The sequence below is a fragment of the Arenimonas sp. genome, from assembly GCF_044353605.1.
Taxonomy (GTDB): domain Bacteria; phylum Pseudomonadota; class Gammaproteobacteria; order Xanthomonadales; family Xanthomonadaceae; genus Arenimonas.
Map to the genome: position 1 here is coordinate 111744 of NZ_JBILBO010000006.1, position 24673 is coordinate 136416.

The window sequence follows — 24673 nt, forward strand, 5'->3', positions numbered from 1 at the left end:
AAGGGCTTTTTTCGCTCAAAGCAGATCGACGAACTGATAATGCCCGTTCAGCTTGCCATGGATTTTTTCGGCGGCAAACAGCGCCCCTTGGGCGAAGATATCCCGGTTGGTGGCACGATGCACCAACTCGATGCGTTCACCCTGCCCGGTGAACTGCACGGTATGCTCACCAACGACATCGCCGCAGCGCATCGAGTGATAAACCGGTTCGGTGCCGGTGGCGGCGCGTGCCGTTTCACCCAGACTCAAAGCCGTTCCGGAAGGGGCGTCTTTTTTGTGGATGTGATGGCTTTCAAGGATATCGAGCTGCCAATGCTTGAGCCATTGTCCGGCCTGGGCGACAAGACGGTTCAGTACCGCGACGCCCAGCGAATAGTTCGAGGCCCAGAGCGCCGGAATCTGCTCCCCCGCCTGTTTCAGGGATTGGAATTGGGTCGCACTCAGGCCGGTGGTACCGCTCACCAAAGGCTTCTTGCGTTGCAGACAAAGCGCCAGCACGGCATCGAAACCCTCCGGTGAACTGAAATCGATGGCGACATCGAATTCTGGCAGCTCGGCCAGAGCTGGAAAACTACTTCGCCCGGTCATGGCCACCACTTTCAGCAAAGGATTGGCCTGCGCCAGACGGATCAAGGCCTGCCCCATGCGGCCGGAGGCCCCGTGAATCAGCAATTTCACTGGCGCGCCCATCAGGATTTCAGATTGATCCAGGTGGCCTTGAGTTCGGTGTATTTCTCGAAGGCATGCAGGGATTTATCACGGCCATTACCGGATTGTTTGAAGCCGCCGAAGGGAGCGGTCATGTCGCCGCCATCCCAGTAATTGACCCAGACGCTACCAGCACGCAGTTTCTTGGCCACACGATGGCCACGACTGAGATTGGAGGTCCAGACGCCCGCAGCCAGGCCGAAATCGGTGTCGTTGGCGATGCGGATGGCCTCTTGTTCATCATCGAAGGCGATGACCGACAGTACCGGGCCGAAAATTTCCTCCTTGGAAATCGTCATCTCATGCGCGACATCGTCGAATACCGTCGGCGCGACATAATAACCGCCGCTTTCTGTCATGACGCGTTCGCCGCCCAAGGCCAGACGGGCGCCCTCGGCCTTGCCTTTTTCAATGTAGGACAACACACGCTGCATCTGGCCTTCATCGACGATGGCACCCATCGGCGCGCCGGGTTCGAACGGATGTTTCGGATAAAGCTGCTTGCCGGCTTCGACCACCATCTTGACGAAATCGTCCTTGATGGAGCGCTCGACCAACAAGCGCGATGCCGCCGTGCAGACTTCGCCCTGATTGAAGAAAATACCGATGGCGGCGGCTTCTGCAGCCGCCTGCAGATCCGGAGCGTCGGCAAACACCACGTTCGGGCTCTTGCCGCCGCATTCCATGTAGGCACGCTTCATGTTGGATTGGCCGGCACATTGCAGCAAATGCTTGCCGACGCCGGTCGACCCGGTGAACACCAGTCCGTCGACATCCATATGCAGTGCCAATGGCTCGCCGGCACCCTTGCCGAAGCCCGGCAGGACATTGAATACGCCCGGCGGAATGCCGGCCTCGATGGCCAGTTCGGCAATACGGATAGCCGATAGCGGCGACTTTTCCGAAGGCTTGAGAATGACCGAATTGCCCATCGCCAAGGCCGGAGCGAATTTCCAGCTCGCCATCAGCAAAGGGAAGTTCCAAGGCACAATGGCACCGACGACGCCGAGCGGCTCCCGGGTAATCAAACCCAACTCATGCTGCGGTGTCGGGGCGATTTCGCCGTAAACCTTGTCGATCGCCTCTGCGGTCCAAGTCAGACAGCGGACGCTGGCTGCAACGTCGATAGCCAGCGCATCGGCGACCGGCTTGCCCATATCAATGGACTCCAGCAGCGCCAACTCTTCGGCATGTTTTTCCAAAAGAAGTGCGAATTTCTGCAGGGTTTTCTTGCGGTGTACCGGGGAGGTTTCCGACCACACGCCGGCTTCGAAAGCACGACGGGAAGCGCTGACCGCACGGTTGATGTCCTCGGCTTCGCATTCGGCAATCTGTGCGCGGCATTTGCCGTCCATCGGGCTGACGCAGCCGAAGGTTTTTCCCGACGCGGCATCGACATAGGCGCCGTCGATGAAGGCTTGGGTTCGGATGGAGAGGGCTGCAGCTTTGGCTTCCCACTCAGCGCGGGTGAGTTTTTTAGACATGGAACGTTCTCGTTTCTGGTGAATTAGAAAGTAGCCGGCGTGTTAGCGCTGACCAGAATGGCATCCTGCTTGCCAACATTACGGAAGCGGTGCGGGGTTTTGCTTTCGAAATAGTAGGCATCACCGGGACCGAGCACACGGATCTGATCGCCCACGGTCAGTTCGATTTCGCCCTGGATGATGACGCCGCCCTCCTCGCCTTCGTGCAGCAACATTTCCTTGCCGGTGTCCGAGCCGGAGGGCATCACCTCGCGCAGAATACACATCTGACGCTGGGGCTTGTTCTGACCGACCAGGTAGTAATGGATATCACCGTTACCCACATCAATCTGCTCTTCTCTGCCGTAAAACGGAGAGTCATCGGCATCATGTCCGAGATCGACGGTAAAAAAATCGGCCAAAGAAATCGGAATTCCGTCCAAGACCTTCTTCAGGGAACTGATGGACGGACTGACTTTATTCTGTTCAATCAAGGAGATGGTGCTATTGGTGACCCCGACCCGTTTGGCCAGCTCGCGCTGGCTCAATCCCTTCTTGTTCCGGACTTCCTGAAGGCGTAAACCGATATCCATAGGGTCTGCTTGGAGTGTCAATTGTGATGTTGAATATTTAACACTTTCCGCATTTAAGGTCAATCTTTATCTAAATATAATTTACAAAACGGGGGATTGTAAAATTTATTCAACACTGTATAGTATCGCTCAACAGCCAAAATCGTGACCGCCATGAACGATAAAACCTCCTATCATCAACATTATAAGAGTCAGGCAACGCAAGCTCCCGAGCAGATGGACGCGTTCTGGATGCCCTTCTCGGCCAACCGTCAATTCAAACATCAGCCCCGGCTTCTGGCCAGCGCCGAAGGCATGTATTACCAGAGCACCGACGGCCGGCAAATTCTGGATGGAACCGGCGGTCTCTGGTGCTGTAACGCCGGTCATGGCCGTCAGCGCATCATTGATGCCGTCCAGCAGCAGATTGCGACGCTGGATTTCGCACCGACCTTCCAAATGGGCCACCCACTGCCCTTCATTCTGGCTGAGCGCCTGGCCGCAATCGCCCCCGACACCCTGAACCATGTGTTTTTTACCAACTCCGGTTCGGAATCGGTGGATACCGCCCTGAAAATCGCTTTGGCCTACCACCGCGCCCGTGGCGAGGGTCAGCGCACACGCTTGATCGGTCGGGAAAAGGGCTATCACGGGGTTGGATTTGGCGGGATATCGGTTGGTGGCCTCCCGAACAACCGCAAATGGTATGGCAATGGATTGTCCGGAGTCGATCACCTGCGGCATACCTTGGACATCGGCCGGAATGCGTTCAACCGTGGCCTACCCCAGCATGGCTTGGAATTGGCTGAGGACCTCGAGCGTTTGGTCGCACTTCATGATGCCAGCACCATAGCTGCGGTCATCATCGAGCCGATCGCCGGTTCCGCGGGCGTGATCATCCCGCCGGATGGCTACTTAAAGCGAATTCGAGAAATATGCGATAAGTATGGAATATTGTTGATATTTGATGAGGTCATTACGGGATATGGCCGCGTCGGCAAAGCCTTCGCCGCGCAACGCTTCGATGTCACTCCCGACCTGATAACCACCGCCAAAGGCCTCAGCAACGGCTGCGTTCCCATGGGCGCCGTGTTCATCGCCGACAAGGTCCATGAAGGCTTCATGACTGGCCCGGAGAATATGATTGACCTGTTCCATGGCTACACCTATTCCGGCCACCCACTGGCCTGCGCCGCCGCCCTGGCCACCCTCGACATCTACGCCGAGGAAAACCTGTTCGAAAAAGCCATCAGCCTGGAACAGTACTGGGAAGATGCCATTCATCAGCTCAAAGGTCTGCCGAATGTGATCGACATCCGCAACTTTGGCTTGATCGGCGCCATCGAGCTCGCTCCGCGAGAAGGCAAGCCCGGCACCCGCGCCTATGAAGTGTTCACCAAATGCTTCCACGAAAAAGACGTGCTGATCCGCGTCACCGGCGATGTCATCGCCCTGTCGCCGCCCCTGATTCTGGAAAAAGACCATATCGACACGCTGTTCTCGAAAATCGCCGATGCGATCCGCGAAACCGCTTAAAATCACCCCACTTCAAGTAACCCGGAGTTCCCTCATGCTTATCGGCGTCCCGAAAGAAATCAAAAACCACGAATACCGTATCGGCCTCACCCCGTCCGGCGCCCGCGAACTGATCGCCAACGGCCACAAGGTCATGGTCCAGCGCGACGGCGGCAAGTCCATCGGACTGACCAACGAACAGTACGAAAAAGCCGGTGCCGAAATCGTCGATAGCGCTGAGGAAATCTTCAAGCGCGCCGAGATGATCATCAAGGTCAAGGAACCGCAACCGGTCGAATGCGCCATGCTGCGCCCGGGCCAGATTCTCTACACCTACCTGCATCTGGCACCCGATCCGGAACAGACCAAAGCCTTGGTCGCTTCCGGCTGTACCGCCATTGCCTATGAAACCGTGTCCGACCGCAAGGGCGGCCTGCCGCTGCTAGCCCCGATGTCCGAAGTGGCCGGTCGCATGTCAATCCAAGCCGGCGCGCATGCGCTGGAAAAAGCGCAAGGCGGCTCCGGCGTGCTGCTCGGCGGCGTTCCGGGCGTGAAACCGGCGGAAGTACTGGTCATCGGCGGTGGCGTGGTCGGCATCAACGCCGCGCGCATGGCCATGGGCATGGGCGCGCACGTCACTATTCTCGACCGTTCATTGGATCGTCTGAAATATCTGGACGAGCTGTATGGCGACCGCATCACCACCATCTATTCGACCCATGACGCCATCGAAGAACGTCTGCCGGACACCGATCTGGTCATCGGCGCCGTGTTGATTCCCGGTGCGGCGGCACCGAAACTGGTGTCGCGCGAACATTTGAAATTGATGCGCCCCGGTTCGGTGCTGGTCGATGTCGCCATCGATCAAGGCGGTTGCTTTGAAACTTCGAAAGCCACCACCCACCAGAACCCGACCTATGAAGTCGACGGCGTCATTCACTACTGCGTGGCCAACATGCCGGGCGGCGTGGCACGTACGTCCACCTTCGCACTGACCAACGCTACCCTGCCTTTTGCCGTCCAGATTGCCAATAAGGGTGCAAAAGCGGCGCTGCTCGCCGACGAGCACCTGCTCAACGGACTGAACGTGCATGCCGGCAAAATAACCTACAAGGCGGTGGCCGATGATCTGGGTTATGCCTACGTGTCCGCCGCCGATGCCCTGAACGCCTGATCGGAACAACACCATGACCGCCACCATTGCCCATTTCATCGACGGTAAAGCCGTTTTCGGCAACAGCAGCCGCAGCGCCGAGGTGTTCAATCCGGCCACCGGCGCGGTCACCGGACGCGTGGCCTTGGCGGACAAAGCCGACGTGGAGGCCGCTATCGCCTCCGCGCAGGCCGCCTTTCCGGCCTGGGCCGCGACCACGCCGCTGGCCCGGGCGCGGGTCATGTTCAAATTCAAGCAGCTGCTCGAAGATCACGCCGATGAAATCGCACTGGCCATCACCCATGAGCACGGCAAGGTGTTCTACGATGCCAAAGGCGAGCTGACCCGCGGCTTGGAAGTGGTCGAATTCGCCTGCGGCATTCCGCATCTGGTCAAAGGCGAGCATTCAATGAACGTCGGCACCGGCGTCGATTCCTACAGCGAATACGCGCCTTTGGGCGTGGTCGCGGGCATCACGCCGTTCAATTTTCCGTGCATGGTGCCGATGTGGATGTTTCCGATTGCCATTGCCTGCGGCAATACCTTCATCCTGAAACCTTCGGAACGCGATCCGACCGCGACCTTGATCCTGGCCCGCCTGCTGAAAGAGGCCGGTCTGCCGGACGGCGTATTCAATGTCGTGCATGGCGACAAACTGGCGGTTGATGTTCTGCTTGATGATCCGCGCGTGCAGGCGATCAGCTTTGTCGGATCCACCCCGATTGCCGAATACATCTATTCCCGTGGCAGCGCTGCCGGAAAGCGCGTACAGGCACTGGGCGGCGCCAAGAACCACATGGTCATTATGCCGGATGCCGATATGGATCAAGCTGCCAACGCCCTGCTCGGTGCGGGTTATGGTTCGGCGGGTGAACGCTGCATGGCGATTTCTGTGGCGGTCTGCGTCGGCGACGCCGCTGCCGAAGCCTTGATTGCCAAGCTCAATCCGATGGTCGCCAGCCTGCGCGTCGGCCCCGGCGATAAAGACAATCCGGACATGGGCCCGCTGGTGACCTGCCAGCACCGCGACAAAGTCAAAGGCTACATCGACGCCGGCGAAGCCGAAGGCGCTGAACTGCTGGTGGATGGACGCGGACTGAAAGTTGCCGGTCATGAGGATGGCTTCTACCTCGGTGGCACACTGTTCGACCGGGTCACTCCGGAAATGACCATTTACAAAGAAGAAATCTTCGGGCCGGTGCTGTGCATCGTACGCGTGCCGGATTTCAACACGGCCTGCCGCCTGATCAATGACCACGAATACGGCAACGGTACCGCCATCTTCACACGCGACGGCGATGCCGCGCGTCAATTCAGCCACAGCATCCAGGTCGGCATGGTCGGGGTCAACGTTCCCATCCCCGTTCCCATGGCATTCCACAGCTTCGGGGGCTGGAAACGCTCCCTGTACGGGCCCTTGCACATGCACGGCACGGATGGCGTCCGGTTCTACACACGTCTGAAAACCATCACCGCGCGTTGGCCGACCGGCATCCGCGCCGGTGCCGAGTTCAGCATGCCGACAATGAAGTAAACTGAAGGTATCAAGACCGGTGACGCTCGTCCCGGCGATTGCTTCGCGCAAGGAACGACGAGTGGACTGCTGAGACCGGAGCCCACCATGTCGAATGACAAGCCCTCCCCCGCCACCGCCACCTTCTCGGATCTGGCGTTTACCCGCACCTCGCCCTATGGCAGCCAGGCCGAACCGACCTACGCCGGCGCGACCAGTTTTCTGCGCCGGAAATACAGCAAAGACCTCGAAAGCGTCGATGTCGCCGTCATCGGTGTACCCTTCGATGTCGCCACGACCGGGCGCCCGGGTACCCGATTCGGACCGCGTGCCATCCGCGCCGCTTCCACCATGCTGGCCTGGTGTCCTCCCTATGCCTGGGAATCCGATCCGCTCGACACCCTGCATGTCATTGACTGGGGAGATGTGTTTTTCGACTCGGGGCACATCGCCGAGGCACCGGTCGCCATCCGAAACACCTACCTGCAGATTGCTGCGGCAGGCGTGAAACCGTTGACGCTTGGTGGCGACCATTTCATCAGCTACCCGATCCTGCAGGCACTCTCCCGGACGCATGGTCCGATTTCACTCATTCACTTCGATGCCCATTCCGATACCTGGGCCGATGACGGTGTACGCATCGATCATGGCACCATGTTTTATCAGGCGGCGAAAACCGGCATCGTGGACCCTTCCCGCTCGATTCAGCTCGGCATGCGCACCTTTAACGAGGAAAAACACGGCTATGAAGTCCTGGATGCCCGCTGGTTGCATCGTAATGGCATCGATGCGGCATTGGCGGCCATCAAGGCCCGCGTCGGCGATAACCCCTGTTATCTGAGTTTCGACATCGACTTCCTCGATCCGTCCTACGCGCCCGGTACCGGCACTCCGGTGGTCGGAGGGTTCGATACCCATACCGCTCTGGAATTCATCCGTGGCCTGAAGGGAATCCACCTGGTGGGTGCCGATGTGGTCGAGGTGTCGCCGCCATTCGATCATGCTGAAATCACGGCCTTGGCCGGCGCCAGCATTGCCCAGGAAATGCTCGGTCTGTTTGCGAGCAAGTGCGCATGACGCTCCGCCGTTAACCGGCATGCGATAAACTGGATGTCTCACGAACATCCGGCCATTGCATGCTCTCCTGGTTTGAACGCCTCGTACCGCCCTTTCCCGACAATCCGCCGGAGCAACCGCCGGCTGGATTCTTCGCATTCATCTGGAGTTCCACACAAGGCATTCGCGGTCTGATCCTGCTGCTGGCGATTCTGACGGCCTTGATCGGCGCTTTTGAAGCCCTGTTGTTTGCCATGCTCGGCAACATCGTGGATTGGCTGAGCAAGGTGCCGCCGCATCTGCTGTGGCAGCAGGAAAAACAAAACATCCTGCTACTGACCGTGGTCCTGTTGGCCAGCCCGCTGCTCATTGCCGCACAGGCGCTGGTGAAATACCAGGCACTGAACGGCAACTTCGCCATGCGTCTGCGCTGGAACTTCCACCGGCATCTGCTGGGCCAGAGCATGTCCTTCTTTCAGGATGAATTCTCCGGCCGCGTCTCGGCCAAGATGATGCAGACCGCCCTCGCCGTGCGCGATGCAGTCATGATCGTAACCGACATCCTGGTGTTCGTCGTGATCTACTTCCTGACCATGACCCTGGTCGCCGGCAGTTTTGACCGGCAGCTGCTGTTGCCATTCTTCGGCTGGCTGATTCTGTATGTCCTGACGCTCATGTATTTCGTGCCGCGACTCGGCCGTGCCGCTAGCGCCCAGGCCGATGCACGCAGCCTGATGAGCGGTCGGGTCACCGACGCCTATAGCAACATCGCCACGGTCAAACTGTTCTCGCATAACCAGCGCGAAGCGCTCTACGCCAAACGATCGATGCAGGAGTTCCTCGGCGCCGTTTATCGGCAAATGCGTCTGGTCACCGGTTTTGAAATCGTCAACCACATTCTTGGCATTATCCTGATTCTCGGAACGGCCGGTACCACCTTGTGGCTATGGAGCCATGATGACGTCGGTATCGGTGCGGTGGCGGCGGCCACGGCCATGGCATTGCGCCTGAACGGTGTTTCGCATTGGATTATGTGGGAAATGGCCAATCTGTTCGAGAATATCGGTACGGTTCAGGACGGCATCGGCGCTTTGGCGCGTCCTGTCGCAATCCGCGACATCCCGGATGCGATGGATCTTCAAGTGACCCGTGGCGAGATCAACTTCAATCGCCTTGACTTCAGTTATATTCCCGGAAAACCGGTTGTCTGCGACTTCAACCTAACGATCCGTCCGGGCGAAAAAATCGGATTGATCGGTCGGAGCGGTGCCGGAAAATCGACTATCGTCAATCTTCTGCTGCGGTTCTATCAAGTTCCCACCGACAGTATCCACATCGATGGTCAGGATATTGGGAAGGTAACCCAGGAATCCCTGCGCCGGCAGATCGGCATGGTGACGCAGGACACCTCGCTGCTGCACCGATCGGTGCGCGATAATCTGCTCTACGGACGACCGGACGCGGATGAAGCCGCAATGCGTCAGGCCGCGCGCAATGCCGAAGCCGAGGAATTCATCCTCGGCCTGAATGATGCGAAAGGCCGCACCGGCTATGACGCCCATGTCGGCGAGCGTGGCGTGAAGCTCTCCGGCGGCCAGCGGCAGCGCATCGCCATTGCCCGTGTCATGCTCAAGGATGCCCCGATTCTCCTTCTGGACGAGGCCACCAGCGCCCTGGATTCGGAAGTGGAAAGCGTGATCCAGCGTGACCTCTACCGGTTGATGGAAGGCAAAACCGTCATCGCCATCGCCCACCGCCTGTCCACCATCGCCGCGATGGACCGGCTGATCGTGATGGATCAGGGTCGAATTGTTGAAACCGGTAGCCATGCCGATCTGATAGCCATGGATGGGCTGTATGCGCGCCTATGGTCGCATCAAAGCGGTGGGTTCCTGATCGACACCGATGAGGCAACATGAGGCCGCCAAATCTTTTTCTCAGTGATATAACCTGCGGATTAAACTGATTTAATCGAAATCAGTGCCATCACGCGGTTTGCACAAAGATTTGGTACGATTTATCCATACGCTAAATCAAGGATTTCGCCATGAAAGACGTAGACACCAAAAAAGCCATCAAACTGCTCAACGAAATCATGGAGTTCGAACTTTCCGGGGTCGTTCGGTACACCCACTACTCCCTGATGGTATTCGGCTACAACCGGATTCCGATCGTGAGCTGGCTGAAAGGCAATGCGGACGAGAGCCTGGCGCATGCCTACAAAGCCGGCGAACTGGTCACCATGCTCGGCGGCCACCCGTCCTTGAAAATCGGTCCGCTCCTCGAAACGGAACAGCATAATATCGGCGATATTCTCCGGGAAAGCCTGGAACACGAGAAAAGGGCCGGACAGTGCTATTACAAATTACTCAAGCTCGTTGAAGGGAAGTCGGTGGTGCTTGAGGAATACGCCCGCGAGATGATTTATCAGGAAGAGTTGCACCTTGATGAAGTCAACAAGATGCTCCGCGCTCCAGGCGATATCAAACCTTTCAAACACTGATCCGAATCAGGAACGCGACGTCTCTCCCCAATCGCCCATCAGGGCGATGTAGAGCAGTTTTTCAAATTCCGGGATGAAACGCTGGATGACCGCATCCGGGTCGGGTATCAGTTTCGCGTCGGCAATCAGTCCAAAATGGACGTTTCCGTTGTAGCTGAGGATGCTCACGCCCATTCCGATGGACCCGGTTTGCGGCACCCAGAACATCTGTTCCTTGATTTTTTCTCCGGCAAGATAGAGCGGCATCTGCGGCCCCGGGACATTGGTCGCGACCGTGGTCGCCTTTCGGCTGAATATCTCGAAGGCCAGGTTCTGAAGCACCGGGGGCGCCATGCCCAAGGCGGCCAGCAGGCCATAGACCACCACGGCCTGCCGCGACTGTTTGAGCTGTTTCATGCTTTCCACGACACGGACCAGACGCAGCACAGGGTGGATTTCACCGATCGGCAGGTCCAGAAATACCAGACCGAAATGATTTCCCAGTTTCTTGGCGTGTTCCAGCGGTCTCAGATTCACCGGCACTGTCGCACGGATGGTGACGCCATCAATACGCTCGCCGCGTTCGACCATATAGCTGCGCAGCGCACCCGCCATGGATGCCATAAGCACGTCATTGACGGTGGCGTCAAATACACGGGAAATGGCTTTAACGTCCTCCAACGGCAATGGCGGCGCCCAGGCAACGCGCTTGCTGACGCCCAAGCGGCCACGCAGTACGGTATCGGGATCATCACTCAGTGAAAGCGCGACGGCAAGTTCGCGGGCAATTTCTCCGCCCTCCTTCGCCACCACATTGGCGAGGGTCGGATCACGGTAGAAATCCATGCCCTTGCCGAGCAGGCTTTCACCGAGTTTCATGTAACGGTCAATCATGCCCATGCGCTCTTTGACCGCTTTACCGTCCTCTTTCAACCAGGTTTTCGACAGAGGTTCATGCTTTGATGGCTGTGCCTCACTATCGGTCATCGAGAGCATGACCTGTACCAAGGCGATGCCATCGGCATAGCAGTGATGGATACGCGTAATCAGTGCGGAACCACCGTCATATTTCTCAACCAGATGGAATTGCCAGAGCGGCTTGCTTTTATCCAGAGGCGTTGACGCCATCTGGCTGACGAACCGTTCAAGGGCAGCTTTATCGGCCTTACCAGGCAATGCTGAAAGACGTACATGGTAATCGAGATCGAAATCGGCATCATTCTGCCAGAACGTTCCAGTCGTTGTTTCCACCACTTTCTGGCGGAACCGCGGATAGGCAAGAAACCGTTCATTCAGTACTTTTTTGAGTTTAACGATATTGACCGGAGTCTCGAACATCATCACGCCGGTAATCATCATCAGATTAGTCGGCCGCTCCATGCGCAACCAAGCGTGGTCGACACGACTCATAGGCGTTTTTCGGGTGCTTCCGCGGACAGCGCTCATACGGGACTCGTCAGTGAACTGGCTTCACTTTACCGCAATTCCAACCCACTGGGCACTAACGGCCGCTGTATGCCGCCAAGGCACTGGCTCTTGATGCGGCCAGGTCGACAATTGGAGACGAGGGATAGTCCGGCGCCATTGCTGCAGCCAGCTCGGGCTTGGTCCATGGTGCAAACACTACCGGGGCGGGCAAAGCCAACAGCTCGGGAACCCAACGCTTGATATAACGCGCCTGCGGATCGAAACGCTCGGACTGTGTAACCGGGTTGAAGATTCGAAAATACGGTGCGGCGTCGCAGCCGGTTCCTGCAGTCCATTGCCAGCCCTGGCTGTTATTGGCCAGATCAGCATCCAACAGCGTATCCCAGAACCATCGGGCACCATGCAGCCAATGCATGCGAAGGTTTTTACAGAGGAAGCTGGCCACAATCATGCGTACGCGGTTGTGCATCCAGCCGGTATGCCAGAGCTCACGCATGCCCGCGTCAACAATCGGAATGCCGGTTTGGCCGCGCTGCCATTGCTGCAGTATTTGCGGGTCCGGATCAGCCCAGACAAAGCGCTCGAATTGGGGATTGAGGTTGTGATCACTCGATTTCGGGAAATGATGCAAAAGATGGTAAGAGAACTCACGCCAGCCCAACTCTGACTTGAAGTGTCCGATATCACCCTGGGCGGCTTCCGACACTCTGACACGATCGATGCGGCGCCAGATCTGCTGCGGTGAAATCTCGCCGAAATGCAAATGCGGAGAAAGCTTGGATGTGCCAGTCCGATCCGGCAGATTCCGCTGTTCCTTGTAACCGTCAATGGCCCCATCGCAGAAGATTTCGAGCATTTCATGGGCGCCACTTTCACCCGGTTGCCAATGTTGCCAGAAATCCATATGCCATGTCTTCTCAGGCAAGAGACCAAGTTCATCGACAGAGAGTCCAGCGAGGCCTGAATCCGGAAGTATGCCGGGGGCCGGAGAGGCCTGTAGCACAGCGAGCTGAGCTGAAGCATTGCGCCAGAACGGCGTGAACACCTTGTAAGGTGTGCCGCCACCTGTTTGGATCTGCCATGGCTCGAAGAGCAGATTGGCATTGAAACGCTTGACCGTTAAGCCGCGCTTCTCGAACGCCGCCTGTACACGCGCATCGCGTGCCTGCAAAACCGGTTCGTAAAGGTTGCTGAAATAGAGTGCCTCGGAATGTGAATCGGCCTGAAGCCGCTCGAGCTGGGAAAGACTCTGTCCGTGGGCAATGATTAGTCGTCCGCCAAGCCGTGAAATATCGTGCTGGACTGCTGACAGGGAGTGATGCAGCCATGTTCGACTGGCTGCTCCCGGCGCCCAATCGCCCTGCTCTTCAGGGGCATGCACGTAGACCAGCACGGGCGAATATCCATCAGCGATTGCCTGCGCCAGTGCGGGATTGTCCTGCAATCGCAGATCGCGACGTAACCAGACCAGGGCATTGGCCACAGCCGTTCTCCTTGTGCTTCAAACCATCAATAAAGCAGAAATACCGTCATTCCAGCGTGAATGCTCAGTCTTCCCGGAAGCGGACGCGGCGGGTAATCGAGCAGGTCAGCTCGTAGCTGATGGTGCCGGCGGCTTCGGCGATCTCCTCGACCGGCAACCCTTCACCCCACAGCGTGAGTTCATCGCCGACGGCGGCTTGGGTCTGACTGCGCAGATCGACGGTCATCAAGTCCATGGAAACGCGACCGATGATCGGAACGCGCTGGCCATTCAGCAATGCCGGTGTGCCTGGACGGATGTTGCGGGGGTAACCGTCGCCATAGCCGATGGCGGCGACGCCGATGCGCATGTCTTCCGGACAGACATAGGTACCGGCATAGCCCACACGTTCGCCGGCACGCACCTGTTGCGTCGAAATCAGGCGGGTACTGAGGGTCATTGCCGGTTTAAGGCCGAAATCGGAACCGGTCCTGCCGGAAGCAACGCTCAGCCCGTACAATGCCCCGCCAGCGCGCAACCATTGCCTGTGGGACGCCGGCCAAGCCAGCACGGCCGCGGAATTGGCCAATGAGCATACCTGTGCATCTGGTGGCAGGAGTGCATCGAAGCAAGCCAGCTGACTGGCTGTCTGCGGATTATCAGGTTCGTCGGAACTGGCGAAGTGGCTCATGCACACGATGTCATCGTCCACATTCGGCATCTCTTTCAGGCGCCGGTAGGCTTCGTGAAACTGTTCCGGAGGAAATCCGAGGCGGTGCATGCCGGAATCCATTTTGAGCCAAACCGATATCGGACTGCCCGAATCCGCTGCCAGCATTTCCAGCTGGAAGGGGTGATGGACGACGGTAACCACGGAAAGATCCCTGAGCTGCGTCAGATCGGCCACTTCGTCGAATCCGGAAAGCAGCACGATACTCTGGGAAAAACCTGCGGCGCGCAGACGCTGGGCGTCGGAAAGCGCCGCGACACCGAAGGCATCGGCACCGGCAAGCGCCTGTGCCACGCGTTCGAGACCGTGGCCGTAACCATCCGCCTTGACCACGGCCATGACTTTCGAGCCCGGAGCAGCCGAACGAATCCGCGCCAGATTGTGGCGCAGGGCATCAATGTGGATTCGGGCTGTGGTCGCGCGGGCCATGACTTATTCGAAATTTCCCAGGTGGTCCGGAGCCAAATTGTCGAAACGGGTATATTCCCCGAAGAATTTGAGCTTGAAGGATCCGGTCGAGCCGTTACGGTGTTTGCTGATAATGACTTCAGCAAGCCCTTTCTCGTTGGAGTCCTTGTTGTAGTACTCATCACGGTAAATGAACAGGATGATATCCGCATCCTGTTCGATACCGCCGGATTCGCGCAGGTCGGACATCACCGGCCGTTTGTCAGTCCGGCTTTCCAGACCGCGGTTCAACTGCGACAGCGCGATGACCGGTATATCAAGCTCCTTAGCCAACGCTTTCAGGGATCGCGAAATCTCTGAAATTTCATTGGCGCGATTTTCCTTGCTTCCCGGAACCTGCATGAGTTGCAAATAGTCCACCACAATCAGGCCGAGATCATGTTCTCGCTTGAGACGGCGGGCACGGAACGCCAACTCCTGCGGCGACAATGCAGGGGTATCGTCGATGAAAATTTTGGATTTGGTCAGCATGCCGATAGCCATGGTCAAGCGAGACCAGTCCTCGTCCTCCAATGTGCCGGCGCGCAGATTATTGGCATTGATACGGCCGATTGATGACAGCAGACGCTGCGCCAGCTGACCCGACGACATTTCCATCGAATAGACGGCGACGGCTTTCTTGGTCTTCAGTGCGGCGTATTCAGCGATATTGAGCGCGAGCGTTGTTTTGCCCATTGCCGGACGTGCCGCCAGGATGATCAGGTCCTGCTTCTGCAGGCCGGAGGTCATCTCATCGAATTCCCTGAATCCGGAAGGCAGCCCGGACAGTTCACCCTTGTTGTCATAGCGCTTGACGATCTGCTCGAACGCTTCTTTGGCGGCATCCTTGACGGCCACGAAGGTTTTCTTGGCGCGCGCGCCCTGCTCCGCGATTTTGAATACCGCCTGCTCGGCACTGGCCAGAAGTTCTTTTATATCGCGCCCATCCGGGGTGAAGCCATTGTTGACGATGTCGGTACCGGCCTCGATCATCTGCCGCAACACGGATTTCTCGCGCACGATTTCCGCCCATGCGCGGATATTGGCAGCCGATGGCGTCTGGCTGACCAGATCAACGAGATATTCCGTGCCACCGACCTGGTTGGCCTGGTTGTTTGCATTCAGCCATTCACCGATGGTGATGGCATCGAACGGCTGGTTTTTTTCGGAAAGCTCGATGATGGCTTTGTAGATGACCCGATGTGCCTGCAAATAGAAATCACCGTCGGAAAGCAGATCACCGAGATGATTAATCGAATCGGGCGACAGCATCAGCCCGCCGAGAACGGCCTGCTCTGCCTCAACGGATTGGGGCGGCACCTTCAATTCATCGATTTTCCGGTTGCTGGAATGGGATTCGGGACGTGCTGACATGATGGCTTATTTCCGGAGATACTGATGCCTATCGTACCGCGTTCGCAGGCGAAGCGTTGCGCATAAGTCTGTGGATAAACGGTGGAATTAACGGCCGAAAAAAAACCGCCCGGAGGCGGCTTTCTTTCTAAAAGCAGATGCAATCAGGCGGCTTCAGGAACGACGTTGACGCCGACTTTGGTTTCGACGTCGGCATGCAGGTGCACGGTGACTTCGAATTCGCCGGTACGGCGGATCGGGCCTTCGCCCATGATCACTTCCGATTTTTCCAGCTTGTGGCCGGCGGCGGTGAAGGCTTCCGCGATATCGCGGGCACCGACAGAACCGAACAGCTTGCCTTCAGCGGATGCGTTGGCGTTGATGGTGACCGAAGCACCTTCCAGAGCCTGCTTGCGATCGCTGGCGGCAGCAAAGATGGCGGCGGCTTTGGCTTCGTAGTCTGCGCGCTTGGCTTCAAAGGCAGCGATGTTGTCAGCGGTGGCCGGCACGGCTTTGCCGTAAGGGATGAGGAAATTGCGTCCAAAGCCCGGTTTGACCGAGACCTGATCGCCCAATGCGCCCAGATTGGCGACTTTTTGCAAAAGAATTACTTTCATGGGTTACTCCAAATTATACGTTAGCGGGCATTTCCGCCCGCAGCGGGTGCTGTCCGTACAACGTCCGGATCAAACGTCGTGGTTATCGGTATACGGGATCAATGCCAGGAAACGGGCGCGCTTGATGGCGGCCTGCAGCATGCGCTGGTACTTGGCTTTGGTGCCGGTGATGCGGCTCGGAACGATTTTGCCGTTTTCGGTCACATACTGGCGCAGGGTGTTCAGATCTTTGTAATCGATGCTGGTGGCGCCTTCGGCGGAGAATTTGCAGAATTTGCGGCGGCGGAAAAATTTAGACATGGTGGCTTCCTCGGGTCTCAGGCAACGGCTTCGTTGGTTTCGGCATCGTCACCGTCGGCTTCGACGGCTTCAGGGCTGTCTTCGTCACGGCGGCGGCGGTCACCCTTGTCGTCCTTGTGCTTCATGATCAAGGACTGTTCGGTGACGGCTTCGTCCATGGACACAACCAGGTTGCGCAGGACGGCATCGTTGAAACGGAAGCTGTCAGTCAGCTCGGTGAGCACGGCTTGGTTGCACTCGATGTTCATGAGCACGTAGTGGGCCTTGACCAGGTTTTCGATCGGATAGGCCAGCTGGCGACGGCCCCAGTCTTCAAGACGGTGGATTTTGCCGTTGGAACCTTCAATCAGGGTTTTGTAGCGCTCGACCATGGCCGGCACTTGTTCGGATTGGTCCGGATGGACCATGAACACGACTTCATAATGACGCATTGTGTTGTTTCCTTGTGGATGATGGCCGTTACCGACCAAACAGCCCCCCGCGGATGCGGTGGAGCAAGAACCCCCGAATCAACGGGAGCCCAATATTATCGTCTGTTTTTACCGAAAAGACAAGGGCTTATTGGCCCTTAGGGGGTAGCTTCAGCCGTGGTAAAGCTTTCCCCGCAGCCGCACTGGCCGGTGACCCGGGGGTTTTTGAACTGGAATTGCTGATTCAGTCCCTGGCTGATGAAGTCGATTTCGGTCCCTTCCAACTGGGCCAGTGCGGTCTCAGGCACCCGAACATCAACGCCATGACTGCGGAATACCTGCTCATCGGCCTGGGCCTCCTTGGCGATATCCAAGGCATAGGTCCAGCCGGAGCAGCCGCTTTTTCGCACGGAAACCGACAGGCCAATGGCGCCGGGGGTCTGTTCGAGGTACTGCTTAACGCGTTCCGCAGCGCTGGGAGTGAGACTGACTGACATGCGTAAGGCCTTTAAATCACGAAGAAAGTTGGGGAATGGCGTGTGAACGGTTATTCTATAGCATTAAGTGGCGATGTTTTACGGAGATTTCAAGTATGGCAGTGGCAAGTATTCAACAGGTGCTCGAGGGCAAAATTGCCGTGGGCCAGACCGTGACCGTGCAGGGATGGGTTCGTACCCGTCGTGATTCCAAAGCCGGGCTGTCCTTCATCAATGTCAGCGACGGCTCCTGTTTTGCTCCGGTCCAAGTTGTTGCGCCCGCCCTATTAGGCAATTATGAAACCGAAATCAAGCGCCTGAGCGCCGGTTGTTCGGTGCGCGCGACCGGAACCGTCGCTGCCTCCGAGGGTCAGGGTCAGAGCTATGAGCTACAGGCCTCGGCCATCGAGGTCGTCGGCTGGGTTGAAGATCCCGAAACCTATCCGATTCAGCCCAAAGCACACAGCCTGGAATTCCTGCGTGAGGTCGCCCATCTGCGTCCACGCACCAATCTTTTCGGCGCAGTCACCCGCATCCGGCATTGCATGGCGCAGACCATCCACCGCTTCTTCCACGAGCAGGGCTTCTATTGGATCAATACGCCGATCATCTCAACCTCGGATGCCGAAGGTGCCGGCCAGATGTTCCGGATCTCCACGCTCGATATGATGAACCTGCCGCGTACGGCCAAGGGCGAGGTCGACTTCAGCAAGGATTTTTTCGGTAAGGAAGCCTTCCTTACCGTTTCCGGACAGCTCAATGTGGAAGCCTATTGCCTCGCATTGTCGAAGGTCTACACCTTCGGCCCGACCTTCCGTGCCGAAAACTCCCACACCACCCGCCATCTGGCCGAATTCTGGATGATCGAGCCGGAAATCGCCTTTGCCGATCTAAACGATGACGCGGCTTTGGCGGAAAAATTCCTGAAGTATATTTTCAAAGCCGTGCTCGACGAACGCATGGATGATCTGGCCTTCCTCGCCGAACGCGTCGAGAAAACAGCAATCAGCAAACTTGAAGCATTCATCAATGCGCCGTTCGAACGCATCGAATACAGCGATGCCATCAGCCTTCTGCAGAAGTCAGGGCAGAAATTCGATTACCCGGTCGAATGGGGTCTTGATCTGCAGACCGAACACGAACGCTGGCTCACCGAAGTCCATGTCGGCCGGCCGGTGGTGGTTGCCAACTATCCGGAACACATCAAGGCTTTCTACATGCGCCTCAATGACGATGGCCGTACCGTAGCCGCGATGGATGTGCTGGCGCCGGGTATCGGCGAAATCATCGGCGGCAGCCAGCGCGAAGAGCGTCTAGACGTGCTGGATTCCCGCTTGCGCCAGTTCGGACTGGATCCGGCGCATTACGAGTGGTATCGCGATTTCCGTCGGTACGGCAGCGTGCCGCACGCCGGCTTCGGTCTCGGCTTCGAGCGTCTGGTGGTGTATGTCTGCGGCCTGCAGAACATCCGCGACGCCATTCCCTACCCACGCGCGCCCGGCCTGGCGACCTTCTGATGTGGATCGGGCTGCTTTTCGCATTTCTCGGGGTATTCGGATCCGCCCTGCCCGGGCATTTCGGCATGCGCATTCTTGCTTATCGCGAACATTTGGACCGAAAGCTGCCCTTTGAGGCAGGCACGGAAAATGGCGGCATACCTTATGGCTGGTGGTTGATGCGTTACGGCCAAAAGCAGTTCCCGCAAGCCCGGGCCCTCAACCAGTTCGGCAATCTTTCTGCGATTTTCGGCTGGATTACCCTCCTGGCGTTGATTGCGGCAACATTCTGTTTCATTATGAGCAAGGCCTGAGAATGAGCGATCACGACGAAATCGAAGACCCGGGTTATGTAGTAGTCACCGAACAATGGTGGCTGGCACGGCCGGAACATCTGCTGGTCTGGGCCCGCTTGCAGGTCACTGAAAGCGGAATTGCCATGGTCTTCGACAGCGCCGGCGACACTCTGACCTATGAAAACGAGGACATTGCGCGGGCTGCGCTGATGGATGCCGATTTCCGTGCCTTTGACGGCATGGACGAGGCAGATGCCGATGAAGTCGGTCTATGGCTGGAAGAGCTTGAACCCCCTCGCGGGGACACCGAAGAAGAACTGCTTCCGCAGATGGTCCGAACCATCGGACCGAGGCACTGAGGATGGGCGCGCTCCTCGGCAGAAAGGCACTGGTGTGCGGCGGTTCCGAAGGTATCGGTCTGGCCTCGGCACAGGCCTTGGCTGCTCTTGGTGCCGAAGTCACCCTGCTTGCTCGGCGCGAGGCGCCGCTGCTCGCCGCGCTCACTGAACTTCCAGTTGGCAATGGCCAGAATCACCAAACCATAACTGCGGATGTACTGGCACTCGACAGGGTATTACCCGTCATCGCAGACACCGGCTTCGATATTTTGATCAATAACAGTGCCGGCCCTGCTGGCGGTGCACTGCTCGGCGCCAGTGACGACCAGCTGCTTGATGTTTTCAGGCAGCACGTACTTGGAAACCAGCAGTTGGTCCGTGCCATCGTACCCGGCATGCAATCCCGTCAATGGGGCCGCATCGTCAACATCATTTCCACTTCAGTCAAAGAACCCATCGCCATGCTTGGGGTCTCCAATACCATTCGTGGCGCCGTTGCCTCATGGGCGAAAACCCTGGCCGGCGAACTTGCCGCGGACGGCATCACCGTAAACAATGTGCTTCCGGGCTACACGCGCACGCAGCGTCTTGAGCAGATCCTGAAGGAACGTGCTGCGGCAACGGGCAAATCCGAAGAAAGTATCGCCACCACCATGCTGGCCACAGTACCGGCAGCGCGTTTCGCCGAGGCCAAGGAAGTGGCACATGCCGTGGCCTTCCTCTGCCAGCCGCAGTCAGGCTACATCACCGGCATCAATCTGCCGGTTGATGGAGGGCGCACCAAGTCCCTGTAAGGCCCGATTCGGCAACCGGATGCGTTATCCTATGACGGCTAAGGGAGTGCCGATGGAAAAGATCGACCAATGGATCGCCGGAATACCGCAGACATCATCCGATGCGGCCGTTCTGTCCGTATTCGATCCCGTCACCGGGCAAGCCTACGCCGAATGTCCGCGGGGAAGCGCCGCTGATATCGCCGCCGCCGTGACCGCCGCTCAGTCTGCTTTTCCCGTCTGGTCCGCACTCAAAGCCAGCGACCGCGCTCAGTGGCTGAACCGCTTGGCTGATGCCATTGAAGCCCGCATTGAGGTCTTCAGCCAGTGTGAGAGCCGTGATACCGGCAAGCCACTGGGCCTGGTCCGTGATATCGAAATTCCCCGGGCCATCGCCAATTTCCGCTTTTTCGCGGCTGCCTCTTCGCAATCCCTGGATCAGGCCTTCCATCAGGAGGCCGGTCTCAACTACACGCTGCACCAGCCGCTGGGCGTGGTCGGCGTCATCAGCCCCTGGAATCTGCCGCTCTACCTCTTGAGCTGGAAACTTGCGCCGGCGCTGGCTGCCGGCAACTGCGTCATCGCCAAACCCAGCGAAATCACCCCGATGTCTGCAGATCTTCTCGCGCGTACGGCCCAGGAAATGGGTTTTCCGGCAGGCGTATTGAATATCGTGCAAGGCGCCGGCGAAACCGTTGGCGCCGCGCTGGTCGCGCACCCGGAGGTCAAAGCCATCAGCTTTACCGGCTCCACCGCCGTCGGACACCGGATTGCTGCCGTCTGTGCGGACCAGTTCAAGAAGGTCACCCTTGAGATGGGCGGCAAGAATCCGGCACTGGTCTTTGCCGATGCGCCCGCACATACCCTGAAGTCACTGGTGCGCGCCGCCTTCCAGAACAGCGGACAGATCTGTCTGTGTGGATCGCGGATTCTGATTCACCGCGATATCTACGACCAGTTCAAAAAGACCTTTGTCGCCGAATCTTCTGCACTGAAGATCGGCGCGCCGTCCGATCCGGCTACGCAGCTCGGTCCCGTCATGTCCGAAGCGCACTTCCGCAAAGTTCTGGCCTACATCGCCCTGGCAAAAGACGAAGGCGGCAGTGTTCTGTGCGGCGGCGAGGCAGTCAAGCCGGAAGCTTGCGACGGCTGGTTCATCGCACCAACGGTCATCGAAGGCCTGCCGATGGATTCGGGCTTCTGCCAGGACGAGATTTTCGGACCGGTGGTCAGCCTGCATGCTTTCGACAATGATGATCACGCCCTGGCCCTGGCCAATGCATCGCGTTACGGTCTGGCCGCAAGTGTATGGACCGGCGATTTGGCACGTGCTCACCGCATGGCCCATGAGCTCGAGTGCGGCATTGTCTGGATCAACACATGGATGCAGCGGGATCTGCGCACACCCTTCGGTGGCATGAAGCAATCCGGCTTCGGTCGGGAAGGCGGCCTTGAAGCCATGAAATTTTTCACTGAACCCAAAACCGTCTGTATAGGAGCTCTGCCTAATGGCTGAACTGACCGCTCTGCTGGAGCAGAACAAAGCTTGGGCCGAACGCATTCTGGCCGAGGATCCGGGCTTCTTCAGCCGTCTGGCGCAGATTCAGAATCCGCGTTATCTGTGGATCGGGTGCTCCGACTCGCGCGTGCCGGCCAACCAGATCACCGGAATGGATCCCGGTGAAGTCTTCGTGCACAGGAATGTGGCCAATGTGGTGGTGCATACCGACCTAAATTGCCTCAGCACCATCCAGTTCGCCGTCGATATGCTGAAAGTCGAACACATCATCGTCTGCGGACACTACGGCTGCGGCGGCATCAAAGCCACACTGGACGGTCAGCGCATCGGATTAGTCGATAATTGGCTGCGCCATGTCGGCGATGTCCATGACAAACACCATGAACGACTTGAAAAGCTCGATGCCGCTCAGCGCGTCAGAACACTCTGTGAGTTGAATGTCATCGAGCAGGTCCTCAATGTCTGCCAGAGCACCGTCCTGCAGGATGCCTGGAGCCGGGGCCAATCCGTCCAGGTGCATGCCTGGATCTATTCGCTGCATGACGGCCGCATAAGGGCGTTAAATCAAGGCATTGAGGGGCCCGACACGGCAATCAGTGGCTACCGCAGCGCTATCGCAGCCTGCTGGGAGAGCCTGCATGTCTGATTCCATTCAGTCCGGAAACGCGCCGAAAGCGGTGGGATCATATCCGCACGCACGCCGTGCCGGCAATCTGCTGTTCCTGTCCGGCATCGGCCCCCGCTCTGCCGCGGACAACAGCATCCCCGGCAATATCCACGATGCCGACGGAAAGTTGGTGTCCTACGATATTGCAGCGCAGTGCCATGCCGTATTCGCCAATGTACGCAGCGTATTGGAAGCCTGTGGCGCCGACATGGATGACCTGCTCGACGTCACCGTTTATCTGACCGACATGACAAAGGACTTCCCTGTTTACAACCGCATCTGGGCCGAGTATTTCCCGGATGCCGACAAGGCGCCCTGCCGGACCACGCTCGGAATCACATCCTTGCCGACGCCGATTGCCATCGAACTCAAATGCATTGCCACCGCGAAGGAGCTGACATGTTGACGCCCGCTTTCAACCTTCAGAAATGGATTGACGGGTATCGGCACCTACTCAAGCCGCCGGTCGGCAATAAATGCATCGTCGATGCGGATTACATCGTCATGATTGTGGGTGGACCGAACGAACGGAGCGACTACCATTACGAAGACGGCCCCGAATTCTTTTACCAGCTTGAAGGTGAAATGATCCTGCGCATCCAGGAGGATGGCCGGCCCCGCGACATTCCGATCAAAGCCGGTGAAATGTTCTACCTGCCGCCGCACGTGCCACACTCCCCGCAGCGCATGCCGGATTCGGTCGGTCTGGTCATCGAGCGCAAACGCCTTGCCCATGAGCAGGATGCCGTGATGTGGTTCTGCGAGCGCTGCAACGTCAAGATTTATGAAGAATTCTTTCACCTGACCGATATCGAAAACCAGTTCCATGCCGTTTTCGAACGATTTTACCGCTCAACTGCACACCGCACCTGCACGGCCTGCGGCCACTTGAACCCGGCTCCCGCCCGCTACCATCACGAAACCCCGGAGTAACCCGTGTTTTCATCCGAACTGCTCGCCGCCAATCTGCTGTCACCGGTCGTCTTGGCTTTTGCATTGGGCATGTTGGCACGTGTGCTACGCAGCGATCTTGAAATTCCGGCCGCCATCCAGAGCTATCTCTCGATCTTCCTGTTGCTGGCCATCGGCCTCAAAGGCGGCGTGGCGCTTGGCAACAACGCGCCCGAAAATCTTCCGGTTTACATCTTTGCCACACTGGCACTCGGAGTGGCGACCGCCGTCAGTGCCTATTTCACTGCCAAGCTGTGGCTGCGCGATTCACGCCTTGATGCTGCCGCCATGGCGGCGCACTTCGGCTCGGTGTCCGCGGTCACCTTCATCGCTGCGCAGCAGTTCACCGAGCGCAGCGGCCAGCCGGCCGATGCCGTGCTGGTCGCACTCGTGGTAGCGCTGGAAATTCCGGCCATCCTGATCGGTCTGGCTCTGGCCAAAGGCGGCGATGGCATCCGCTGGCATCAGGTCCGGGAAGTGCTGACCGGTAAAACCGCCTTGCTGCTGATCGGGGGCATGGCCATCGGCTACCTGTCCGGAAATGACGGCATCGCGAAAGTCGATGCCATGTATTTCCAGCTATTCCAGGGCACGCTGATGCTGTTCATGCTGGACATGGGCATGACCGCCGCGGGGCAGCTGCGCAGCGTCGGAAGGGAGGCGTTCCGCCTCGGGCTCTATGCCACCGCCCTGCCCTTGGTGCATGGTGCGGCCGGTGTAGCGCTCGGCCATGCCATCGGCATGAACGCTTCCACGGCAGCGGTATTCGGCACCATGGCGGCCAGCGCCTCTTACATTGCGGCTCCGGCTTCAATGCGCGCTTCATTGCCTGAAGCCAATACCGGCCGTTGCATTACAGCAGCGCTGGGCTTCACCTTTCCGTTCAATCTGGCCGTCGGCATACCGCTTTATGCGGCATTGGCGCACTGGCTCTCAGCGTAGACCTTC

26 protein-coding genes are annotated in these 24673 nt (G+C 58.0%); 15 read left to right on the plus strand and 11 right to left on the minus strand.

Annotation, left to right across the window (positions count from 1 at the left end; genetic code table 11):
- Positions 1-15 precede the first annotated feature (15 nt).
- Genes ACIQ1A_RS05595 through ACIQ1A_RS05605 form a run of 3 tightly spaced genes read right to left on the minus strand, consistent with a single transcriptional unit; the run spans position 16 to position 2764 of the window.
- Positions 16-693: a 4-hydroxy-tetrahydrodipicolinate reductase gene (locus ACIQ1A_RS05595; protein WP_395770116.1), complete on the minus strand. Its 678-nt coding sequence runs from the start codon at positions 691-693 to the stop codon at positions 16-18.
- Complete coding sequence (locus tag ACIQ1A_RS05600; RefSeq protein ID WP_395770080.1) at positions 690-2192, minus strand: aldehyde dehydrogenase; 1503 nt, start codon at positions 2190-2192, stop codon at positions 690-692. The genes ACIQ1A_RS05595 and ACIQ1A_RS05600 overlap by 4 nt, the downstream gene beginning before the upstream one ends.
- 23 nt (positions 2193-2215) lie before the next feature.
- The gene (locus ACIQ1A_RS05605) at positions 2216-2764 is read right to left on the minus strand and encodes a cupin domain-containing protein (RefSeq protein ID WP_395770081.1); all 549 of its coding nucleotides are present in this window, start codon (positions 2762-2764) and stop codon (positions 2216-2218) included.
- Positions 2765-2917: 153 nt separating this feature from the next.
- Between ACIQ1A_RS05605 and ACIQ1A_RS05610 the strand changes: the two genes are divergently transcribed.
- The 6 genes from ACIQ1A_RS05610 (at position 2918) to ACIQ1A_RS05635 (ending at position 10483) form a co-directional block, all read left to right on the plus strand.
- Entirely contained in the window at positions 2918-4279 is a 1362-nt protein-coding gene (locus tag ACIQ1A_RS05610) for an aspartate aminotransferase family protein (RefSeq protein ID WP_395770082.1), read from the plus strand.
- A gap of 34 nt (positions 4280-4313) precedes the next feature.
- Entirely contained in the window at positions 4314-5432 is a 1119-nt protein-coding gene (ald, locus tag ACIQ1A_RS05615) for an alanine dehydrogenase (protein ID WP_395770083.1), read from the plus strand.
- Between the two features lie 13 nt (positions 5433-5445).
- Complete coding sequence (locus ACIQ1A_RS05620; protein ID WP_395770084.1) at positions 5446-6945, plus strand: CoA-acylating methylmalonate-semialdehyde dehydrogenase; 1500 nt, start codon at positions 5446-5448, stop codon at positions 6943-6945.
- 87 nt (positions 6946-7032) lie between these two features.
- Positions 7033-8001: an agmatinase gene (gene speB / locus ACIQ1A_RS05625; RefSeq protein ID WP_395770085.1), complete on the plus strand. Its 969-nt coding sequence runs from the start codon at positions 7033-7035 to the stop codon at positions 7999-8001.
- Between the two features lie 59 nt (positions 8002-8060).
- Positions 8061-9899 (plus strand): ABC transporter ATP-binding protein, encoded by a 1839-nt coding sequence (locus ACIQ1A_RS05630; protein ID WP_395770086.1) that lies wholly within the window; start codon positions 8061-8063, stop codon positions 9897-9899.
- 128 nt (positions 9900-10027) lie between these two features.
- Positions 10028-10483: a bacterioferritin gene (locus ACIQ1A_RS05635; RefSeq protein WP_395770087.1), complete on the plus strand. Its 456-nt coding sequence runs from the start codon at positions 10028-10030 to the stop codon at positions 10481-10483.
- 6 nt (positions 10484-10489) lie between these two features.
- Here ACIQ1A_RS05635 and ACIQ1A_RS05640 read toward each other — a convergent pair whose 3' ends face one another.
- The 8 genes from ACIQ1A_RS05640 to ACIQ1A_RS05675 form a co-directional block, all read right to left on the minus strand.
- A complete protein-coding gene (locus tag ACIQ1A_RS05640) occupies positions 10490-11872 on the minus strand; it encodes a wax ester/triacylglycerol synthase family O-acyltransferase (protein ID WP_395770088.1) in 1383 nt (460 codons plus the stop codon).
- Between the two features lie 91 nt (positions 11873-11963).
- A complete protein-coding gene (locus ACIQ1A_RS05645) occupies positions 11964-13373 on the minus strand; it encodes a cryptochrome/photolyase family protein (protein WP_395770089.1) in 1410 nt (469 codons plus the stop codon).
- Positions 13374-13437: 64 nt separating this feature from the next.
- A complete protein-coding gene (gene alr, locus ACIQ1A_RS05650; RefSeq protein ID WP_395770090.1) occupies positions 13438-14511 on the minus strand; it encodes an alanine racemase in 1074 nt (357 codons plus the stop codon).
- Positions 14512-14514: 3 nt separating this feature from the next.
- On the minus strand, positions 14515-15903 hold the full coding sequence (locus tag ACIQ1A_RS05655; protein ID WP_395770091.1) for a replicative DNA helicase: 1389 nt from the start codon (positions 15901-15903) through the stop codon (positions 14515-14517).
- Between the two features lie 143 nt (positions 15904-16046).
- Complete coding sequence (rplI, locus tag ACIQ1A_RS05660) at positions 16047-16499, minus strand: 50S ribosomal protein L9 (RefSeq protein ID WP_395770092.1); 453 nt, start codon at positions 16497-16499, stop codon at positions 16047-16049.
- Between the two features lie 69 nt (positions 16500-16568).
- Entirely contained in the window at positions 16569-16799 is a 231-nt protein-coding gene (gene rpsR, locus ACIQ1A_RS05665; protein WP_297798809.1) for a 30S ribosomal protein S18, read from the minus strand.
- Between the two features lie 17 nt (positions 16800-16816).
- Positions 16817-17230, minus strand: coding sequence for a 30S ribosomal protein S6 (rpsF, locus tag ACIQ1A_RS05670; RefSeq protein WP_395770093.1), 414 nt, complete (start codon positions 17228-17230; stop codon positions 16817-16819).
- 137 nt (positions 17231-17367) lie between these two features.
- Positions 17368-17706 carry a HesB/IscA family protein gene (locus tag ACIQ1A_RS05675; RefSeq protein WP_395770094.1) on the minus strand — a complete coding sequence of 113 codons (339 nt, stop codon included), beginning with the start codon at positions 17704-17706 and terminating at the stop codon, positions 17368-17370.
- Positions 17707-17801: 95 nt separating this feature from the next.
- On the opposite strand from ACIQ1A_RS05675, the gene asnS reads away from it, so the two are divergent.
- From asnS to ACIQ1A_RS05720, 9 genes are all read left to right on the plus strand, one after another.
- Positions 17802-19202 carry an asparagine--tRNA ligase gene (gene asnS / locus ACIQ1A_RS05680; protein WP_395770095.1) on the plus strand — a complete coding sequence of 467 codons (1401 nt, stop codon included), beginning with the start codon at positions 17802-17804 and terminating at the stop codon, positions 19200-19202.
- A 65-nt stretch (positions 19203-19267) separates the two neighbouring features.
- Positions 19268-19495: a hypothetical protein gene (locus ACIQ1A_RS05685; protein WP_395770096.1), complete on the plus strand. Its 228-nt coding sequence runs from the start codon at positions 19268-19270 to the stop codon at positions 19493-19495.
- Between the two features lie 2 nt (positions 19496-19497).
- The gene (locus ACIQ1A_RS05690) at positions 19498-19836 is read left to right on the plus strand and encodes a hypothetical protein (RefSeq protein WP_395770097.1); all 339 of its coding nucleotides are present in this window, start codon (positions 19498-19500) and stop codon (positions 19834-19836) included.
- A 2-nt stretch (positions 19837-19838) separates the two neighbouring features.
- Positions 19839-20609 carry an SDR family oxidoreductase gene (locus ACIQ1A_RS05695; RefSeq protein ID WP_395770098.1) on the plus strand — a complete coding sequence of 257 codons (771 nt, stop codon included), beginning with the start codon at positions 19839-19841 and terminating at the stop codon, positions 20607-20609.
- A gap of 52 nt (positions 20610-20661) precedes the next feature.
- Positions 20662-22104: an aldehyde dehydrogenase gene (locus tag ACIQ1A_RS05700; RefSeq protein ID WP_395770099.1), complete on the plus strand. Its 1443-nt coding sequence runs from the start codon at positions 20662-20664 to the stop codon at positions 22102-22104.
- Entirely contained in the window at positions 22097-22753 is a 657-nt protein-coding gene (can, locus tag ACIQ1A_RS05705) for a carbonate dehydratase (protein WP_395770100.1), read from the plus strand. The genes ACIQ1A_RS05700 and can overlap by 8 nt, the downstream gene beginning before the upstream one ends.
- Entirely contained in the window at positions 22746-23180 is a 435-nt protein-coding gene (locus tag ACIQ1A_RS05710; RefSeq protein ID WP_395770101.1) for a RidA family protein, read from the plus strand. Before can ends, ACIQ1A_RS05710 begins: the two co-directional genes overlap by 8 nt.
- Positions 23174-23707 carry a 3-hydroxyanthranilate 3,4-dioxygenase gene (locus tag ACIQ1A_RS05715; RefSeq protein WP_395770102.1) on the plus strand — a complete coding sequence of 178 codons (534 nt, stop codon included), beginning with the start codon at positions 23174-23176 and terminating at the stop codon, positions 23705-23707. Before ACIQ1A_RS05710 ends, ACIQ1A_RS05715 begins: the two co-directional genes overlap by 7 nt.
- Before the next feature lie 3 nt (positions 23708-23710).
- Positions 23711-24667, plus strand: a complete 957-nt coding sequence (locus tag ACIQ1A_RS05720) for a sodium-dependent bicarbonate transport family permease (RefSeq protein ID WP_395770103.1) — start codon at positions 23711-23713, stop codon at positions 24665-24667.
- The last annotated feature ends 6 nt before the right edge of the window (positions 24668-24673 follow it).

Bases quoted from the DNA above. Each gene is read 5' to 3' on its own strand.
- rplI (WP_395770092.1), bottom strand. From the start codon at position 16,499: ATGAAAGTAATTCTTTTGCAAAAAGTCGCCAATCTGGGCGCATTGGGC.
- alr (WP_395770090.1), bottom strand. From the start codon at position 14,511: ATGGCCCGCGCGACCACAGCCCGAATCCACATTGATGCCCTGCGCCAC.
- ACIQ1A_RS05715 (WP_395770102.1), top strand. From the start codon at position 23,174: ATGTTGACGCCCGCTTTCAACCTTCAGAAATGGATTGACGGGTATCGG.
- ACIQ1A_RS05605 (WP_395770081.1), bottom strand. From the start codon at position 2,764: ATGGATATCGGTTTACGCCTTCAGGAAGTCCGGAACAAGAAGGGATTG.
- speB (WP_395770085.1), top strand. From the start codon at position 7,033: ATGTCGAATGACAAGCCCTCCCCCGCCACCGCCACCTTCTCGGATCTG.
- rpsF (WP_395770093.1), bottom strand. From the start codon at position 17,230: ATGCGTCATTATGAAGTCGTGTTCATGGTCCATCCGGACCAATCCGAA.
- ACIQ1A_RS05685 (WP_395770096.1), top strand. From the start codon at position 19,268: ATGCGCATTCTTGCTTATCGCGAACATTTGGACCGAAAGCTGCCCTTT.
- ACIQ1A_RS05630 (WP_395770086.1), top strand. From the start codon at position 8,061: ATGCTCTCCTGGTTTGAACGCCTCGTACCGCCCTTTCCCGACAATCCG.
- ACIQ1A_RS05620 (WP_395770084.1), top strand. From the start codon at position 5,446: ATGACCGCCACCATTGCCCATTTCATCGACGGTAAAGCCGTTTTCGGC.
- ACIQ1A_RS05675 (WP_395770094.1), bottom strand. From the start codon at position 17,706: ATGTCAGTCAGTCTCACTCCCAGCGCTGCGGAACGCGTTAAGCAGTAC.
- ACIQ1A_RS05710 (WP_395770101.1), top strand. From the start codon at position 22,746: ATGTCTGATTCCATTCAGTCCGGAAACGCGCCGAAAGCGGTGGGATCA.
- ACIQ1A_RS05610 (WP_395770082.1), top strand. From the start codon at position 2,918: ATGAACGATAAAACCTCCTATCATCAACATTATAAGAGTCAGGCAACG.
- rpsR (WP_297798809.1), bottom strand. From the start codon at position 16,799: ATGTCTAAATTTTTCCGCCGCCGCAAATTCTGCAAATTCTCCGCCGAA.
- ACIQ1A_RS05690 (WP_395770097.1), top strand. From the start codon at position 19,498: ATGAGCGATCACGACGAAATCGAAGACCCGGGTTATGTAGTAGTCACC.
- ACIQ1A_RS05640 (WP_395770088.1), bottom strand. From the start codon at position 11,872: ATGAGTCGTGTCGACCACGCTTGGTTGCGCATGGAGCGGCCGACTAAT.
- asnS (WP_395770095.1), top strand. From the start codon at position 17,802: ATGGCAGTGGCAAGTATTCAACAGGTGCTCGAGGGCAAAATTGCCGTG.
- ACIQ1A_RS05700 (WP_395770099.1), top strand. From the start codon at position 20,662: ATGGAAAAGATCGACCAATGGATCGCCGGAATACCGCAGACATCATCC.
- can (WP_395770100.1), top strand. From the start codon at position 22,097: ATGGCTGAACTGACCGCTCTGCTGGAGCAGAACAAAGCTTGGGCCGAA.
- ald (WP_395770083.1), top strand. From the start codon at position 4,314: ATGCTTATCGGCGTCCCGAAAGAAATCAAAAACCACGAATACCGTATC.
- ACIQ1A_RS05635 (WP_395770087.1), top strand. From the start codon at position 10,028: ATGAAAGACGTAGACACCAAAAAAGCCATCAAACTGCTCAACGAAATC.
- ACIQ1A_RS05600 (WP_395770080.1), bottom strand. From the start codon at position 2,192: ATGTCTAAAAAACTCACCCGCGCTGAGTGGGAAGCCAAAGCTGCAGCC.
- ACIQ1A_RS05655 (WP_395770091.1), bottom strand. From the start codon at position 15,903: ATGTCAGCACGTCCCGAATCCCATTCCAGCAACCGGAAAATCGATGAA.
- ACIQ1A_RS05695 (WP_395770098.1), top strand. From the start codon at position 19,839: ATGGGCGCGCTCCTCGGCAGAAAGGCACTGGTGTGCGGCGGTTCCGAA.